Origin of the sequence: Rugamonas brunnea (assembly GCF_014042345.1) — a bacterium.
Lineage (GTDB): Bacteria > Pseudomonadota > Gammaproteobacteria > Burkholderiales > Burkholderiaceae_D > Rugamonas > Rugamonas brunnea.
Window position 1 is genome coordinate 127,239 of the sequence record NZ_JACEZT010000010.1, and the last position, 15,377, is coordinate 142,615.

The 15,377-nt window shown below is 67.0% G+C and carries 13 protein-coding genes; 5 read left to right on the forward strand and 8 right to left on the reverse strand.

The genetic code is table 11. The features are described 5' to 3' along the window. The first annotated feature begins 4 nt into the window (after positions 1–4). Positions 5–3,781, forward strand: coding sequence for an NAD(P)-binding protein (locus tag H3H37_RS16085; RefSeq protein ID WP_311197521.1), 3,777 nt, complete (start codon positions 5–7; stop codon positions 3,779–3,781). An 86-nt stretch (positions 3,782–3,867) separates the two neighbouring features. Next, complete coding sequence (locus tag H3H37_RS16090; RefSeq protein WP_182164281.1) at positions 3,868–4,233, forward strand: hypothetical protein; 366 nt, start codon at positions 3,868–3,870, stop codon at positions 4,231–4,233. A 98-nt stretch (positions 4,234–4,331) separates the two neighbouring features. On the opposite strand, the gene H3H37_RS16095 is transcribed toward H3H37_RS16090, so the two are convergent. From H3H37_RS16095 to H3H37_RS16120, 6 genes are all read right to left on the reverse strand, one after another. Beyond that, a complete protein-coding gene (locus H3H37_RS16095) occupies positions 4,332–6,407 on the reverse strand; it encodes a catalase (protein WP_182164283.1) in 2,076 nt (691 codons plus the stop codon). 14 nt (positions 6,408–6,421) lie between these two features. Next, positions 6,422–6,586, reverse strand: a complete 165-nt coding sequence (locus tag H3H37_RS16100; protein WP_182164285.1) for a hypothetical protein — start codon at positions 6,584–6,586, stop codon at positions 6,422–6,424. A 68-nt stretch (positions 6,587–6,654) separates the two neighbouring features. Next, complete coding sequence (locus H3H37_RS16105; protein WP_182164287.1) at positions 6,655–7,125, reverse strand: KGG domain-containing protein; 471 nt, start codon at positions 7,123–7,125, stop codon at positions 6,655–6,657. Positions 7,126–7,313: 188 nt separating this feature from the next. Next, positions 7,314–8,660, reverse strand: a complete 1,347-nt coding sequence (locus H3H37_RS16110; RefSeq protein ID WP_182164289.1) for an MFS transporter — start codon at positions 8,658–8,660, stop codon at positions 7,314–7,316. A 53-nt stretch (positions 8,661–8,713) separates the two neighbouring features. Beyond that, positions 8,714–9,499 carry a substrate-binding domain-containing protein gene (locus H3H37_RS16115; protein ID WP_182164291.1) on the reverse strand — a complete coding sequence of 262 codons (786 nt, stop codon included), beginning with the start codon at positions 9,497–9,499 and terminating at the stop codon, positions 8,714–8,716. A gap of 24 nt (positions 9,500–9,523) precedes the next feature. Further along, complete coding sequence (locus H3H37_RS16120; protein ID WP_182164293.1) at positions 9,524–10,615, reverse strand: porin; 1,092 nt, start codon at positions 10,613–10,615, stop codon at positions 9,524–9,526. 113 nt (positions 10,616–10,728) lie between these two features. Between H3H37_RS16120 and H3H37_RS16125 the strand changes: the two genes are divergently transcribed. The 3 genes from H3H37_RS16125 (at position 10,729) to H3H37_RS16135 (ending at position 12,554) form a co-directional block, all read left to right on the forward strand. After that, positions 10,729–11,643 (forward strand): LysR family transcriptional regulator, encoded by a 915-nt coding sequence (locus tag H3H37_RS16125; RefSeq protein WP_182164295.1) that lies wholly within the window; start codon positions 10,729–10,731, stop codon positions 11,641–11,643. A 66-nt stretch (positions 11,644–11,709) separates the two neighbouring features. Continuing rightward, a complete protein-coding gene (locus tag H3H37_RS16130) occupies positions 11,710–12,072 on the forward strand; it encodes a cupin domain-containing protein (RefSeq protein WP_182164459.1) in 363 nt (120 codons plus the stop codon). Between the two features lie 35 nt (positions 12,073–12,107). Next, the gene (locus tag H3H37_RS16135) at positions 12,108–12,554 is read left to right on the forward strand and encodes an acyl-CoA thioesterase (protein ID WP_182164297.1); all 447 of its coding nucleotides are present in this window, start codon (positions 12,108–12,110) and stop codon (positions 12,552–12,554) included. Positions 12,555–12,599: 45 nt separating this feature from the next. Here the strand turns inward: H3H37_RS16135 and lpdA are convergent, their stop codons facing one another. Both lpdA and H3H37_RS16145 read right to left on the reverse strand, forming a co-directional pair. Beyond that, positions 12,600–13,997, reverse strand: a complete 1,398-nt coding sequence (gene lpdA, locus H3H37_RS16140) for a dihydrolipoyl dehydrogenase (RefSeq protein ID WP_182164299.1) — start codon at positions 13,995–13,997, stop codon at positions 12,600–12,602. A 3-nt stretch (positions 13,998–14,000) separates the two neighbouring features. Next, entirely contained in the window at positions 14,001–15,374 is a 1,374-nt protein-coding gene (locus H3H37_RS16145; protein ID WP_182164301.1) for a dihydrolipoamide acetyltransferase family protein, read from the reverse strand. Positions 15,375–15,377 lie beyond the last annotated feature (3 nt).

Below are 15,377 nucleotides of genomic sequence, written 5' to 3' on the forward strand. Positions count from 1 at the left end.
CGCCGTGCCGCTGCCACCATACCATCCGTTCGCGACCTTCTGGCAAGCCGGCTACGAGGGCGCCGACCACGTCAACCATGCCGGCCAGCCGCTGGACATGAACCTGACCACCGGCCACCTGGCGCGCGCGCAGGAGGACTACGCGCTGCTGGCCCCGTTCCGCATCGGCACGGTGCGCGAATCGATAGGTTGGCGGCTGACCGAGCATGACGGCCGCTTCGATTTCTCGCCCCTGCTGCCGCGCCTGGAGGCGGCGCGCGCGCTGGGCGTGCAAAGCGGCTGGACCTTCTGCCACTACGGCTGGCCCGACGACGTCGACCTGTTCAGCGACGATTTCGTGCCGCGCTTCGTGCGCTTTTGCCGCGCGGCGGCGCGCTTCCTGGCCCCGTGGCTGGGCGAGCAGCCGCTCTACTCGCCCGTCAACGAACTGTCGTTCATGGCCTGGGGCCTGTCCGTGCACATGTTCAAATGCCGCAATATGGACCACCCGCAAGCCGGGGAACTGGGCAAGCGGCAGCTGGTGCACGCCTCCATCGCCGCCATCGACGCCATCCGCGAGATCAGCCCCGGCGCCCGCTTCCTCCAGTGCGATCCGCTGATCCACGTGATCGCCCCGCGCGACCGGCCGGACTGGGCGGCGCAGGCGGCCGGCTGGAGCGCGTCGCAGTTCGAGGCGCTGGACATGCTGTGCGGCCGGGTCGCGCCGGAACTGGGCGGGGATCCGCGCTACCTGGACCTGATCGGCGCCAACTACTACCACAGCAACCAATGGGAAAGCGGCACCAACCTGCGCCTGTGGTGGCACCTGGACGACCCGCGCCGGCGGCCGTTGTGGGAGCTGCTGCTGGACCTGCACCGGCGCTACGGCAAGCCGGTGGTGCTGGCCGAAACCAGCCATGTGGGCAGCGGGCGCGGCACCTGGATACGGGAAATGGCTGAGCAAGTGCTGATGGCGCGCGAACGCGGCGCCGACGTGCGCGGCCTGTGCCTGTATCCGGCCATCGACCGTCCCGACTGGGACGACGCCGCGCACTGGCACCGCAGCGGCTTGTGGGAGCCCGACCACGGCGGCGCCGATCCGCTGGCCCGCGTGCTGGTGCCGCCCTACGCCACCGCCTTGCAGCAAGCGATCGGGCTGACCGACAGCCTGTGCCACACCGAGGAGAACACCATGCGAACGTTGATCGTCTTTTGCCACCTGCGCTGGGATTTCGTGTACCAGCGTCCGCAACAACTGCTCACCCGGCTGGCCCGGCATTACAAGATCGTGTTCGTGGAGGAGCCCGTGTACGAGGAAGGCGAGGCGCACATGGTCAGCTCCCGCCCGGCGCCCAACCTGACCGTGTGCCAACCGCACACGCCCGTGCGCGCCATTGGTTTCCACGACCAGCAGATCCCCGTGCTGCAACCGCTGGTGGCGGCGCTGGCGCCACCCGGCGAGCCGGTGCTGGCCTGGTTCTACACGCCGATGGCGCTGCCGCTGCTGCAAGGCTTGCAGACATCGCTGGTGGTGTACGACTGCATGGACGAACTGAGCGCGTTCAGCAACGCGCCCCGGCAATTGCTGCAACGCGAGACGGCGCTGCTCAGCATGGCCGATCTGGTCTTCACGGGCGGCCCCAGCCTGTATGAAGCCAAGCGCACGCGCCATGCCAACGCCCACTGCTTCCCCAGCAGCGTGGATGCCGTGCATTTCGAACAGGCGCGCGACCGCGGCAACCACCATCCGCTGCACGACGACATCCCGCGGCCCCGGCTCGGCTTTTTCGGCGTCATCGACGAGCGCTTCGACGCCGCCCTGATCGCCGCCATCGCCGACGCCCATCCCGAGTGGCAACTGGTGCTGGTGGGCCCCGTGCTCAAGATTGACCCGGCCACCCTGCCCCAGCGCCAGAATGTCCACTACCTGGGCCAGCAATCGTACAAGGCCCTGCCCCAGTTGCTGGCCGGCTGGGACGTGTGCCTGCTGCCGTTCGCGCTGAACGAGGCTACGCGCTTCATCAGCCCGACCAAGGTGCTCGAATACATGGCGGCCGAGCTGCCCGTGGTCAGCACCGCCATCCGCGACGTCGAGCAACCGTATGGCCACCTGGTCGCCATCGGCCATGACCATGGCGAATTCATCGCCCATTGCGAAGCGGCGCTGGCGCGCACGACCGCCGAGGCCGAGGCGTCGGCGGCGGCCATGCGGGCCGTGGTCGCCAGCACCTCATGGGATGCGACGGCCGAAAGCATGGCCGCCTTGATGGCGCAAACGCCACCGGGCGGCAAGGCGGCCCGGCTGGATGGTGCGGACGGCCCCGCCGCCGACGGCAACGCGGCCGATGGCCCCGGCCCGGCAACGCTCAACCCCACGCGCGCCAGCCGCCGCGCCTACGACAGCATCGTGATCGGCGGTGGGCCAACGGGCCTGTCGGCGGCCTACCATGCGGGACCCGGCAACCTGCTGCTGGAACGCAACGCGAGCGTGGGCGGCTGCTGCCGTTCGCTGCACGACGGCGGCTTCACGTTCGACCATGCCGGCCACATCATGTTCTCCAACGATCCCTACGTGCAGGCGCTGTACGACAAGCTGCTGGGCGACAACCAGCACTGGCAGATGCGCGAAGCGTGGATCTACAGCAAGGGCGTGCACACGCGTTATCCGTTCCAGGGTGCGCTGCACGGCTTGCCGCCGGACGTGATCAAGGAATGCATCCTGGGTGCGATCGAGGCCCGCTACGGCGGCCCGCAGGCGCCGGCCTGCGCCAGCGGCGCCGTCGACGATTGCTGCGCCGACGGCAGCGCGGGCGTGGCCAGCGCCGGCCCACAGGCGCGGGCGCGCGCCACGGACAGCTTCGAACAGTTCATTTACCAGGTCTGGGGCGCCGGCATTGCCCGCCACTTCGCGATTCCGTACAACCGCAAGCTGTGGACGGTGCCGCTGGACCAGATGGAAACATCATGGCTGGGCGGGCGGGTGCCGTTGCCGGACCTGGCCGAGATCATCGAAGGCGCGCTGCGGCCCGTGCCACGGCCGATGGGTCCCAACGCGCGCTTTGGCTACCCGCGCCAGGGCGGCTTCCAGGCGCTGATGAACGGCTTCCTGCCGCTGATCCGGGGCAATATCGAATTGAACGCGGATGTGGCGCAGGTGCTGCCGGAAAAACACCTGGTGACGCTGGCCGATGGCCGCCGCTACCGCTACGGCCACCTGGTGAGCACCATGCCGCTGCCGGAACTGGTCAAGTTATTGGGACGGACGGCCACGCCCGAGGTCCGGGCCGCCGCGCGCGGCCTGCGCCACGTGTCCATCCGCTGCGTCAACATCGGCATCGCCCGCGCCGCCGTGACAGACAAGCACTGGATCTACTACCCCGAGGACAGCATCTTCCACCGCATCTTCGTGCAGGGCAACGCCAGCCCGGCCTGCAATCCGCCCGGCGGGTTCGGCTTCACCTGCGAGATTTCCTACTCGCCCTGGAAGCCTTTGCCGCTGGACGGCCCGGCCCTCGTCCAGCGCTGCATAGCCGACGCCATCAAGGTCGGCTTCATGCGCAGCGATGACCGGGTGCTGGTGGCCAATCAGGTCGACATTCCCGTCGCCTACGTGGTGTACGACCACCAGCGCGCGCACAACGTGAACGTCGTGCGCGACTGGCTGGCGCGCCACGACATCCTGCTGGCCGGACGCTACAGCGAATGGGAGTATTACAACTCCGACCATGCTTTCCTGGCCGGCAAGCGCGCAGCCGAACAGATCGACCAGTTGCGCAGCCAGCGCGCACCGCGCGCATCATGAGTCCACGTCATGCGTACGCATCATGCGCACACGCTGTGCACGCCGGGCGCATGACGGTCGCGTAACGAGCACAACATGATCACACCATGAGCAAGTCCGTGAAATGGCGCAAGCGGCCGCGCAACAAGGATTACCCGGCCGCCGAGGCTTACCTGGCCCTCATCGTGGGTCCGGCGCGGGCGCGCGCCCTGGGGCGGCGGCTGCGTGCGGCAAAACTGCGTCAGTTGCCGGCCCGCGACATCCTGCGCGCTTCGCGCACGCCGATGTCGGAAGTGCGCGCCTTCGATTGGGTACGGCAGAACAAGGACATCAGGAAAGGACGGCGATTCGCGCCCTTGCTGCTGGTGTGCGACAGCCAGAGCGGGAAACTGATCGTGGCCGACGGCTTTCACCGCCTGTGCGCCGCCTTCGCACAGGACCAGAACGCGACAGTGCCGTTCAAGCTCGCCTGAACCGCCGCTGACCAAACCGGTATGCCATCAGACGCTAGTCGGATCGCCCATCTAACGCGTGGCCCGTTGGCCATCTGCCACGCGCTGGGGGTTGGCCATCACACGCGCGGCGGATCAGTCTCGCGCTGATAGGCGCGATGGCCGGCCAAGGCGACCAGGAAGGCGTTCAACGTGGCGTCATCATTGGCATGCGCGGCGACCAGCAAGGCAGGGTCGGAACGTGCGCTGCCAGAGTCCACGGGCAGGCTGGCCGCCGCCAGCAACGCTGCCCCGCCACCCCACGCGTACATCGGCTTGCAATGGCGAAACTGCTGGCGCAGGAATTCCAACGCCTGTCCCGCGCCAGCCAAGGTGCCACGCTGGGCGCCATCGGGCACGATCACGGCGTCAAACAGCACCGACGGCGCCGATTCAAGCGTGAGGTCGGGCTCGATGCTGTCGGCGCCGGCCACGGCGCAGGGCCCCAGCCGGGCAGCCACCAGCAGCGGCACCGCCCGCGCTCGCAACAAGGCCGCACAGACGGCGCGCACCCCGGCACCATCGACGCCCTCGCCCACCAGGATCGCCACGCGCCGCGTGGCGGCCCCGGTCGTGCCGGGCCGCGCCAGCAGCGACAGCGCCGGTGACGGCGCGTAGGGCGGCGGCGGCGCAAGATCGCCCAGTGGCGCGGCGGCCGGCACTTCCATGCCCAGCCCTTCGGCCACCGTGGCGGCCAGGTCGGGCGCCACACGTACGAGGTGGGCGACCACGCGCGCGCGCACGGCCAGCGTTTTCACCTTGCTCAACTCAAAGCGGAACGCCTGCGCGATGTGCGCCTGCTCGGGCGGCGTCTGGCTCTCATAGAACAGCCGCGCCTGGGCATAGTGTTCGGCGAAGCTGGCCGGCTTGCCGCGCACCTTGTCCTCGTTGACATGCTCGGGGTAAGACTGGAAACCACGCGCCCCGGCCTGGAACGGACAGCCGCCGCCCAGCGAATTAGGCTCGTAGCTGACGCGGCCGCGATCGACGGCCTGCCGGTGCATGCCGTCGCGCTGGTTGTTGTGCACCGGGCTCTGCGGCGCGTTGATGGGCAGTTCGTGGAAATTGGGGCCGCCCAGGCGCGACAGCTGCGTGTCGAGGTAGGAATGGACACGCCCTTGCAGCAGCGGATCGTTGCTGAAATCAATGCCCGGCACCACATTGGCGGGACAGAATGCCACCTGCTCGGTCTCGGCAAAGAAATTGTCGGGATTGCGGTTCAGGGTCATGCGGCCCACGACGCGCACCGGCAACCACTCCTCCGGTATCAGCTTGGTGGGATCGAGCACGTCGAATGGAAACTGGCTGGCCTGTTCTTCGGTGAACACTTGCACGCCCAGTTCCCACTGCGGGTAGGCGCCGGCCTCGATCGCTTCCCACAGGTCGCGCCGGTGAAAATCGGGGTCGGCGCTCATGAGTTTGGACGCCTCGTCCCACACCAGTGCGTGGGTGCCGGCCAGCGGGTTCCAGTGGAACTTGCAAAACACCGACGCGCCCGCCGCATTCACCAGCCGGAATGTATGCACGCCGAAGCCTTGCATCATGCGGTAGCTGCGCGGGATGGCGCGGTCCGACATCTGCCACAGCAGCATATGGGTCGATTCCGGCGTCAGCGAGACGAAATCCCAGAAGGTGTCGTGTGCGCTGGACGCCTGCGGCATCGCGTGATGCGGTTCCGGCTTGACGGCATGCACGAGGTCCGGGAATTTCATCGCATCCTGGATGAAGAACACGGGCATGTTATTGCCCACCAAATCCCAGTTGCCCTCGTCCGTATAGAACTTGACGGCGAAGCCGCGCACGTCGCGCGCCGTGTCGGCCGAGCCGCGCTCGCCGGCCACGTTGGAAAACCGCGCGAACACGGGCGTGACTTTGCCGGCGCCCTGGAACGGCGCGGCGCGGGTCAGGTCGGCCAGATCGGCGTAGCACTCAAACCAGCCATGGGCGCCCGCACCGCGCGCGTGGACCACCCGTTCCGGTATGCGCTCATGGTCGAAATGAGTGATCTTCTCGCGCAGGATGAAGTCTTCCAGCACGGTCGGACCGCGCAGGCCGATCTTCAGCGAGTTCTGGTTATCGGCGAGCGGCACGCCCTGGTTGGTCGTCAATGGCTGATCCGTACTATCGACGGCGCCTTTCCTGCTCTGGTCGCTCATCGTGCCCTCCGGCGTCAGTGTTTGCGCTTCTGCTTGGCGCCCCCGCCACGCTTGCCACCACCCTTGCCTTGGCTGGCGGCCTCCTTGCCCGATTTTGTCTGAGCGGGCTGGGCCGACTGCGTTGAGCGATCGCCGCCGGCTTCCTGTTTGTTACCACTGTCTGTCTTTTGCTTGGCCATGATGTTCTCCTCGCCAGCGCAGGAAACGCGGCACGCACCAGTGGCACACGCCGCGTTCCCCGCGTCCGTCATTTCGAGCGCGAACCGGACTGCGAGCCGCCCTGGGTGCCGCCGTGACCGCCCTGGCTGCCATGGCCGCCCTGACTGCCCTGACTGCCGCTCTTGCTGCGCGAACTGCTGTCCTCGTCCTCGCTCTGGCGATTCGGGTCGTTTTTATGGCTCATGGAGCCTGCTTCCCGCGCCTCTTCCGAGGTGAATTCGTGCGCGTGGCCCGAGGCGTGGGCGGCGCGGCCGCCTTCGGCCGCAATCTCACGCTGCCGGTCGGGGTCCATCGAGGCAAAGCCACGGCCACCGCCGCTACCTTGCGTGTTCTCGTCGCGTCCCGACTGCTTGTTATCGCTGCTGCTGTGCGACTGGCGGCTGCCGGAACCGCCGTGGCCGCCCTGGGTATCGCGGCTGCTGCCGCTCTGTTGCGAGCCGCCCGACTGTGATTTGCTGCGCTCGTTATCCTGGTTCCCGCCTTGGTTCGATGAAGCCATCTCGTTCTCCTTGATGATATAAAAAGCACGTCGCCGTCTGCGGTTGCAGCGCGATGACGAGCATTCATCTTAGGTTTGGCGGGATTGTTCCGTCATGAGCGACCTTCTGACGGCGACGTAGGATTTTGGCCAGTCTGTTTGCAACTTCACGTTGCCGCAGACTGGCCCATCGCGTCCGGCGCTACCGGTCAGGCGACCGCGACGCAGCGCTCCCTGACCACGCCGCGGTACACGAGGAAGGTGGCGGCCAGGCTGATCGCGCCGGCGCCGGCCAGCCAGTAGCCGGGGGCCGCCTTGTCGCCACTGACTTCGATCAGCCAGGTCGACAGCAGCGGCGTCAGGCCGCCGAACAGCGCCGTCGCCAGGCTGTAGGCCAGCGAGAAGCCAGCCGTGCGCACCTGCTGGGGAATGATCTCGGTCAGCGCGACGATGGTGGCGCCGTTGTAGCTGCCATACAGGAACGACAGCCACAGTTCCACCAGAACCATATGGCCAAAGCTGGGGTGCGCGATCAGCCACGACAGGGCCGGATAGGCGGTCAGCGCCGTCAGCGCCGCGCAGGTCGCCATCACGGGCCAGCGCCCGATGCGGTCCGACAGCGCGCCCATGACGGGCAGCCAGATGAAATTCGAGATCCCGACGCACAAGGTCACCAGCAGACTCTCCTCGGTGCTCAGCTTGAGCACGCTCTTGCCGAACGTGGGCGTGTACACAGTGATCATGTAGAACGCGACCGTGGTCAGCACGATCAGCATGGCGCCGGCCGTGACCAGCTGCCAGTTGACGCCGATGGTGCGCAGCATCTGGCGGAACGTGGGGTGCGTCTTGCGCGTCAGGTAAGCCTCGGTCTCCTGCAGCGAGCGCCGGATGTAGAACACGACCGGAATGATGGAGCAGCCGATGAAGAACGGGATGCGCCAGCCCCAGTCGGCGATCAATTCCTTGGGCATGGCGTGGTTGAGCCCGTAACCGAGCGCGGCGGAGAAGATCACGGCCACCTGCTGGCTGGCCGACTGCCAGCTGACGTAATAGCCCTTGTTGCCCGGGGTAGCCATCTCGGACAGGTAGACCGACACCCCACCCAGTTCCACGCCGGCCGAGAAGCCCTGCAGCAGGCGGCCGATCAGCACCAGCAGCGGCGCCATCAGACCGATGCTGGCGTAGCCGGGCACGAAGGCGATCAGCGCCGTGCCGGACGCCATGATGCCCAGCGTCAGCACCAGCCCCTTGCGCCGGCCGATGCGGTCGATGTAGCTGCCCAGCACGATGGCGCCCAGCGGACGCATGAAGAAGCCGGCGCCGAACGTGGCGAACGTCATCATCAGCGCCGCGTATTCGCTCGACGCCGGAAAGAACGCGTTGGCGATCTGCTGCGCGTAAAAGCCGAACAGGAAGAAATCATACATTTCGATGAAGTTTCCGCTCGTAACGCGGATGACGGCGCCCAGCTTGGACGGGGCGCGTGCGGGGGCGGCGGCGGCCGGGGCCGGAGCCGGGGCTGCGATGGACGCCGTGGCGGTGGAGGTAGAGGTCATGATGCGCTTTCGGAAAAATCCGCCGGCGCGGTGCACCGGCGTGGGGAGGTGGTTCAGTGCCGGGCGGCGGCTGGTTCCAGCCCGGTCTGCTCGATCGCGCTGGCGTTGGCGGGCGCGGCCAGGAAGTCCAGCAACTGGCGCGCCGCCTGCGGCTGGCTCGAGCCGCGCACCACGGCGCCGGAGAACTGGGTCTGGAGCTGCACTTCCTGCGGCAACACACCGACGATGTCGATGCCCGCCACCGGCTTCAGTTCACTGCGCTGCTGGCAACCGAAATCGGCCTGGCCATGGGCGATGATCTCCCCCACCGGCGTGGCGGGAATCTGGGCCGCCCTGCCCTCCATCTGCTGGCGGATGCCCAGCTTGTCGAGCAATTCGCGCTTGATGTACTCGCCGCTGGCGCTATCGGAATACGCCACGTGCGAGGCATGCAGGAAGGCTTGCCGCAGGCCGTCCACGGTGCTGATGTCCGGCTGCGGCGCGCCGTGCCGCACGGCGCAGGCGATCGGCGAATCGGCCAGCACGACCTTGCTGCCCGGTTCCAGCTTCCCTTCGGCCATCAGCTTGTCGAGCGCATCGCCCACCATGATGACGACGTCGATGGGCTCACCGCGCGCCAGGCGGGCCGGGATCGCATTCTTCGTCGCCCCCATCGACGGCCCCCATTCCGACAACAAATGGTGGCCGCTGCTGCGTTCATAGGCGGGCGACAAGTCCTTGTACGCTTGCGCGAAACCGCCCGAACTGACGACGCGCAGATCGGCCGCATGGGCTGCGGCGGCCATCGCGAGCGCGGCGCACGCGGCCAGGGCCTTGGCAGGCAGGTGAGGTGATCGCATGGTGTTCTCCTTGTGTGTGGGCGGTTAGAATTTATGCATCAGGCCGAGCGTCAAGCCGGCCCCGTGGCGGTCGTTGGGCACCGACTTGGTCAGCCCGGCGGCATCGCCGCGCCAGACGGTGTAATCGGCTTCGGCATAGGCCGTGGTGCGCGGTGACAGGGTCTGCTCGACGAACAAGAAGCCCCGGTCGAAACCATCATCGGCAAAGCCGGACGCTTCGCGCCGCACGCTGTACCAGGCCGTGGTGATCAGCAGCGACTGTCCCACCGGACGGCTCACGCCCGCCGAACGCACGCGCTGGCGCACGCGCTGGCCCGCGCCCGTGTCCGCCTCATTGCGGGCCAGGTTGGCCTTGAACTGCCAGGCGTCCAGGTGGAACGCCGTGCCCACGGTCCACGCGTCGAGCGGCAAGCCTTCGCGGCTGCGGAATTGCGTGGTCGCGCCCGACACCGCCCAGTCCGTGCGCTGGTAGGCCAGCGCCACGCCATGGCTGGACGACGCGGACGCGTCGCCCGCCACTTCGCCGGCCGACCAGGCGGCGCGCGCCTGCCAGGGGCCCTCGGTGACGCTGTATTTGACGGTGTTGTCGAGCCGGTAAGCATTGTCCGCGTAGCCGCTGGGACCGTACTGGCGACCGAGCGCATGCGTACCGAACGCGGTGTTGCTCAGGCCGGCGATGTTGATGTTGGGATTGAACGACGCGTCGCGCTTGCCCAGCGGATCGACCGATATCAGCGCATCGGCCAGCAAATTGGTCTGGCGCCCGAGCGCCACGGTGCCATACGGCGTGGCCAGGCCGACCCAGGCCAGGCGGTCGAACAGGCGGTCGCTCTTGGCGGAGGCGCCGGTGTCGGCATTGATGCCGCCTTCCAGGCGCAGCAGCGCCGCCCACTGGCCACCCAGCGATTCGCGCCCCTTGATGCCCCAGCGGCTGGTCTCGTCGACACCGCTGCTGACGGCACGGGTATCGCCGGACGGGGTCGGTGCATTGTTGGCGCCCAGGCCGCTGGTGGTGCGCAGGCCGACATCGACGATGCCGTACAGGTCGATGGCGGACTGCGCCAGGCAGGTGCTGCTGGTCACCAGCAAAACGGTAAAGGCGCAGGAATGGCGCATGGGATCTCCTCGTTCCAGGTTCGCCTTCTTGTTGAGGCTTATTGTTCAGTGCACGAATGATCCGCCAAATGGCATAATTTGATAATTGCATTTTTTACGATCATTAATGCACCATGCGCATCAATTACGACCTGCACGATTTACAAGCCTTCGTCGCCGTTGCGGAACACGGCAGTTTCCGGCAGGCTGCCACCGCCCTGTTCCTGTCGCAGCCGGCGCTCAGCCGCCGCATCGAAAAACTGGAGGAAGGACTAGGCGTCAAACTGTTCGAGCGCACCACGCGCCGGGTGCAACTGACCAATGTGGGGCAAGCCTTCCTGGTCAACGTGCGCACCGCGCTCGACGGCCTGGAGGATGCCGTGCTGGGCGTGGCCGACCTGGCCGCGCACCGCACCGGCACGGTGACGCTGGCCTGCGTTCCGTCCGCCGTGCGGCACTTCTTGCCGGCCGTGCTGCGGCAGTTCAGCGAACGCTTCCCGCGCATCCGCGTGCGCGTGCATGACGAGAGTGCGCAGGACGTGCTGAATCTGGTGCGCGACGGCCAGGCCGACTTCGGCATCAATTTCACGGGCGCGGAAGACCCGGAAATCGAATTTGAACCGATCTACGTGGAAACCTACGTGCTGGCGATGCGGCGCGACCACCGGTTTGCGCGCCGCAAATCACTGAGCTGGAAGGAGACGGTGGATGAGCGCTACATCTCGGTGGCCAAGTCGAGCGGCAACCGCAGCGTGATCGATGCCGCCCTGTCCGGAGTCGAGAAACATCCGCTGATCTTTTACGAGGTCAACCACGTGTCCGGCGTACTCGCGCTCGTGGAAGCGGGCATGGGCGTGGCCGCCGTACCCGGCCTGTCCGTTCCACCCGGCGGCAAGGACGCCGTCATCGGCGTGCCGCTCATCAACCCCGAGATCCACCGGACGCTGGGGCTGATCAGCAAGCGCAACCACTACATGGCGCCGGCCGCCCGCATGTTGTTCGAGATGCTCACCGAGTCGCTGCGAAAAGATGGCGACGGCGCCGCTTAAGGCGCAACGCACGCTCCGGCGGGATGGCGCATATAATCGCGCCTCCACCATCGATCTCCCATGACCATGCCAGCCATTACCGAATTCCGCCACCAGTCGCCCACACCTGAATACGACTATCCACACGAAGACCGCAGGCTGGAGGGCAAGCCGAAGCGCACCACCTGGAACCACTTTACCAACGCCAGCGGCGAAGTCAGCGCCGGCATCTGGGCGTGCGAGCGTGGCAGCTGGCGCATCGCCTTCGCGCCCAACAAGGATGAGTATTTCTACGTGCTGGAGGGCCGCTGCCGCGTGATCGATGAACAAGGCCACGCGGCCGAAGCCGGCCCCGGCGACGCGCTGGTGATCCCGGCCGGCTTCAAAGGCGTGTTCGAGGTGGTGGAACCGGTCAAAAAGCACTATGTGATCGTCGAGCGCGCCGACTGACGACAAGGTCGCACCCGACTGCATATAATGGCGCCATGCCAGACATTCAATTACTGTGGGACCGCCCGCATCCCTTCATCCTGCCGGTTTCTCCGCAAGCAGCCGACATCGACGGCCTGGATCACACCAACAACGCGGTCTATGTTCGCTGGTGCGAAGCAGCCGGCTGGGCCCATTCCAACGCGCTCGGCCTGACCCTGGCCGATTACAAGCGGCTGGATCGTGGCATGGCCATCCGACGCAGCGAATTCGATTACATCTTCGCGACCAACGCCGGCGAGCAGCTGTTGCTGGGCACCTGGTTGCTGGCGGGCGAAAATCCGCTGTCGATGAAGCGCTGCTTCCAGTTGATCCGCCAGAGCGACGGCAACACCGTGTTACGGGCCAGCTGGCACCTGGTCTGCATCGAGCTGTCGAGCGGCCGACCCAAACGGGTGCCGCCGGAATTCAGCGCCGTGTACGGCCCCGCCTTCAGCGAGTGAGTACGCGACAGCGTCCTTCAACGCGCTGCCGCCTCCAGCGCATCGTCAAATGTGCAGCGCATGCCCCAGGGCGCGCAGCGCGGCCTCCTGGATCGCCTCGCCCAAGGTAGGATGGGCGTGGATCGTACCTGCCACGTCTTCCAGTGTCGCCCCCATCTCGATCGATTGGCCAAATGCGGCCGACAGCTCCGACACGGCCTTGCCGACGGCCTGCCAGCCGAGGATCAGATGATTGTCGCTGCGCGCCACCACCCGCACGAAGCCGTCCTTCGACTCGAGCGACATGGCGCGCCCGTTGGCGGCGAACGGGAACACGGCGTCGACGCACGCCACACCCTGCGCGCGCGCCTGCTGGGGCGTGAGGCCGACCACCACCACTTCGGGATCGGTAAAGCACACCGCCGCAATGGCCGCAGGCGTGAAATGGCGGCGCTTGCCGCTGATGATCTCGACCACCATCTCGCCTTGCGCCATGGCGCGGTGCGCCAGCATCGGCTCACCGGTCACGTCGCCGATGGCCCACACATCGCGCATCGAGGTGCGGCACTGGTCATCCACCTTGATGTAATGCCCATCCATGTCGATGCGCAGCTTCTCCAGGCCAAAGCCGCGCGTGTTCGGGCGTCGTCCGACGGCGACCAACACCTGGTCCGCCGCCAGTGCCGACTCCTCGCCAGCGGCGTTGCGGACCCGCACCGCTGCGCCCTGCCCGTCCAGCCCGAGCACCGAGCAACCGAGATGGGTCTCGATACCCAGCCCCTTGAGCGCGTTGGCCACCGGACGTGTCAGATCCGTGTCGTAGGCGGGCAGGATGCGCTCCTGCGCCTCCACCACGTGCACCTGCGCCCCCAGCTTGGCATAGGTGATGCCTAGTTCCAGGCCGATGTACCCGGCCCCCACCACCACCAGCTGGCCGGGGATGGTCCTGGGCGACAGCGCTTCCGTCGCATTGATCACCGGCCCGCCGAAGGGCATGAAGGGCAGTTCGGTCGCATGTGAGCCGGTGGCCAGCAACAGGTGTTCGCAGCCGATGCGCTGCGGGCTTTCGCCGTCGCGCACGACTTCGACAGTCTTGCCATCGACAATATTGGCCCACCCTTTGACGACGCGCACCCCGCTTTTCTTCAGCAGGGCCGCCACGCCGCTCGTCAGGCGGCCGACGATGCCGTCCTTCCACAGCACGGTCTGGCCGATGTCGATGCGCGGCGCCTGCACGGAAATGCCCAGCGCCGAACCGCTCGCGTAATGACTGGCCTTTTCAAATTCATCGGCCGCATGGATCAGCGCCTTGGATGGGATGCAGCCGACGTTGAGGCAGGTGCCGCCCAGTTCACCGGCTTCGACCAGCGTGGTGGGGATACCCAGCTGGCCGGCGCGGATGGCCGCGATATAGCCGCCAGGCCCGCCGCCGATCACCAGCAGCGTAGTGGTATGTTGGTTCATCAATTACTCCACAAAGAGCATGGCTGGGCATTCCAGCAAGGCGCGGATGGCTTGTACGAACTGCGCCGCGTGCATGCCGTCGATCACGCGGTGGTCGAACGAGGACGACAGGTTCATCATCTTGCGGATCACCAGTCCACCGTTGCGCACCATGGGCCGCTCCACGATCTTGTTGACGCCGATGATGGCCACCTCGGGATGGTTGATCACCGGCGTGGTGACGATGCCGCCCAGCGCACCCAGGCTGGTGATGGTGATCGTCGATCCGGACAATTCCTCGCGCGTGGCCTTGCCGGTGCGCGCGGCATCGGCAAGGCGCCCGATCTCGGCGGCGCATGACCACAGGTCGCGTGCCTCGGCATGACGCATCACCGACACCATCAGGCCGCTATCGGTCTGGGTGGCGACACCGAGATGGACGGCGCCGTATTGCGTGACGAATCCGGCATCGTCATCGAAGCGCGCGTTCATCTGCGGGAACTGGCGCAGTGCCACAACCAGGGCGCGCGCCAGCAAGGGCAACACGGTCAACTTGCCGCGCTCCTTGCCCCACTGCTCGTTCATGCGCGCGCGCAGGCTTTCCAGTTCCGTGACGTCGATCTCCTCGACGTAGGAGAAATGCGGGATGCGGCGCTTGGCCTCCTGCATCTTCTGCGCGATCTTGCGGCGCAGGCCGATCAACGGAATGGTCTGTTCCGTGTGGATCTCGCGGTAGCCGCCAGCGACGGCGCCAGTGGCGCCTTGGGCGCCGCGCGCCACGTAGGCGTCAAGGTCCGCGTCCAGGATGCGGCCGGCCGGACCACTACCGTGCACGAACTGCAGTTCCACCCCCATGTCCCATGCGCGCTTGCGCACGGCCGGAGACGCGAGCGGACGTTCGCCAGCCTCGCGCGCCACGCGAGCGGGCGCGGACGTGTGCGCTGCGGACGATCCCCCGGCAGGCGCCGCTGCGGGCCGGGCGACGGCGGCCGCCGGTGCAGGAGACGCCGGCAAAGCCAGCGAGGGCGGCGCCGACGAATCCGGCGCGGCAGCGGAGGCGCGAGCCGAAGCCGAAGCCGAACCCGGAGCCTGAGCCGCTGCGGCACCGTGTCCCGGCGCCGCAGCCGCAGCAGATTGCGGTTTCAGATTTCCCGCGCCCTCCACTTCGATGTGGATCAGGTCCGCACCCACGGCCATCACCTGCCCCGCCGTGCCACCGAGCATGGCCACAGTGCCATGCACCGGCGACGGGATTTCAATCGTGGCCTTGTCGGTCATAACATCGGCCAGCACCATGTCCTCGGTGACGGCGTCGCCCACCTTCACATGCCACATGACCAGTTCAACTTCCGCGATGCCCTCGCCGATGTCCGGCATCTTGATGACGTGAATACCCATCTT

Coding starts and splice junctions, on each gene's coding strand:
- H3H37_RS16135 (WP_182164297.1), top strand. CDS start 12,108: ATGCCAGACATTCAATTACTGTGGGACCGCCCGCATCCCTTCATCCTG.
- H3H37_RS16130 (WP_182164459.1), top strand. CDS start 11,710: ATGCCAGCCATTACCGAATTCCGCCACCAGTCGCCCACACCTGAATAC.
- H3H37_RS16100 (WP_182164285.1), bottom strand. CDS start 6,586: ATGGCCAAGCAAAAGACAGACAGTGGTAACAAACAGGAAGCCGGCGGC.
- H3H37_RS16120 (WP_182164293.1), bottom strand. CDS start 10,615: ATGCGCCATTCCTGCGCCTTTACCGTTTTGCTGGTGACCAGCAGCACC.
- H3H37_RS16110 (WP_182164289.1), bottom strand. CDS start 8,660: ATGACCTCTACCTCCACCGCCACGGCGTCCATCGCAGCCCCGGCTCCG.
- H3H37_RS16105 (WP_182164287.1), bottom strand. CDS start 7,125: ATGGCTTCATCGAACCAAGGCGGGAACCAGGATAACGAGCGCAGCAAA.
- lpdA (WP_182164299.1), bottom strand. CDS start 13,997: ATGAACCAACATACCACTACGCTGCTGGTGATCGGCGGCGGGCCTGGC.
- H3H37_RS16095 (WP_182164283.1), bottom strand. CDS start 6,407: ATGAGCGACCAGAGCAGGAAAGGCGCCGTCGATAGTACGGATCAGCCA.
- H3H37_RS16125 (WP_182164295.1), top strand. CDS start 10,729: ATGCGCATCAATTACGACCTGCACGATTTACAAGCCTTCGTCGCCGTT.
- H3H37_RS16145 (WP_182164301.1), bottom strand. CDS start 15,374: ATGGGTATTCACGTCATCAAGATGCCGGACATCGGCGAGGGCATCGCG.
- H3H37_RS16115 (WP_182164291.1), bottom strand. CDS start 9,499: ATGCGATCACCTCACCTGCCTGCCAAGGCCCTGGCCGCGTGCGCCGCG.
- H3H37_RS16090 (WP_182164281.1), top strand. CDS start 3,868: ATGAGCAAGTCCGTGAAATGGCGCAAGCGGCCGCGCAACAAGGATTAC.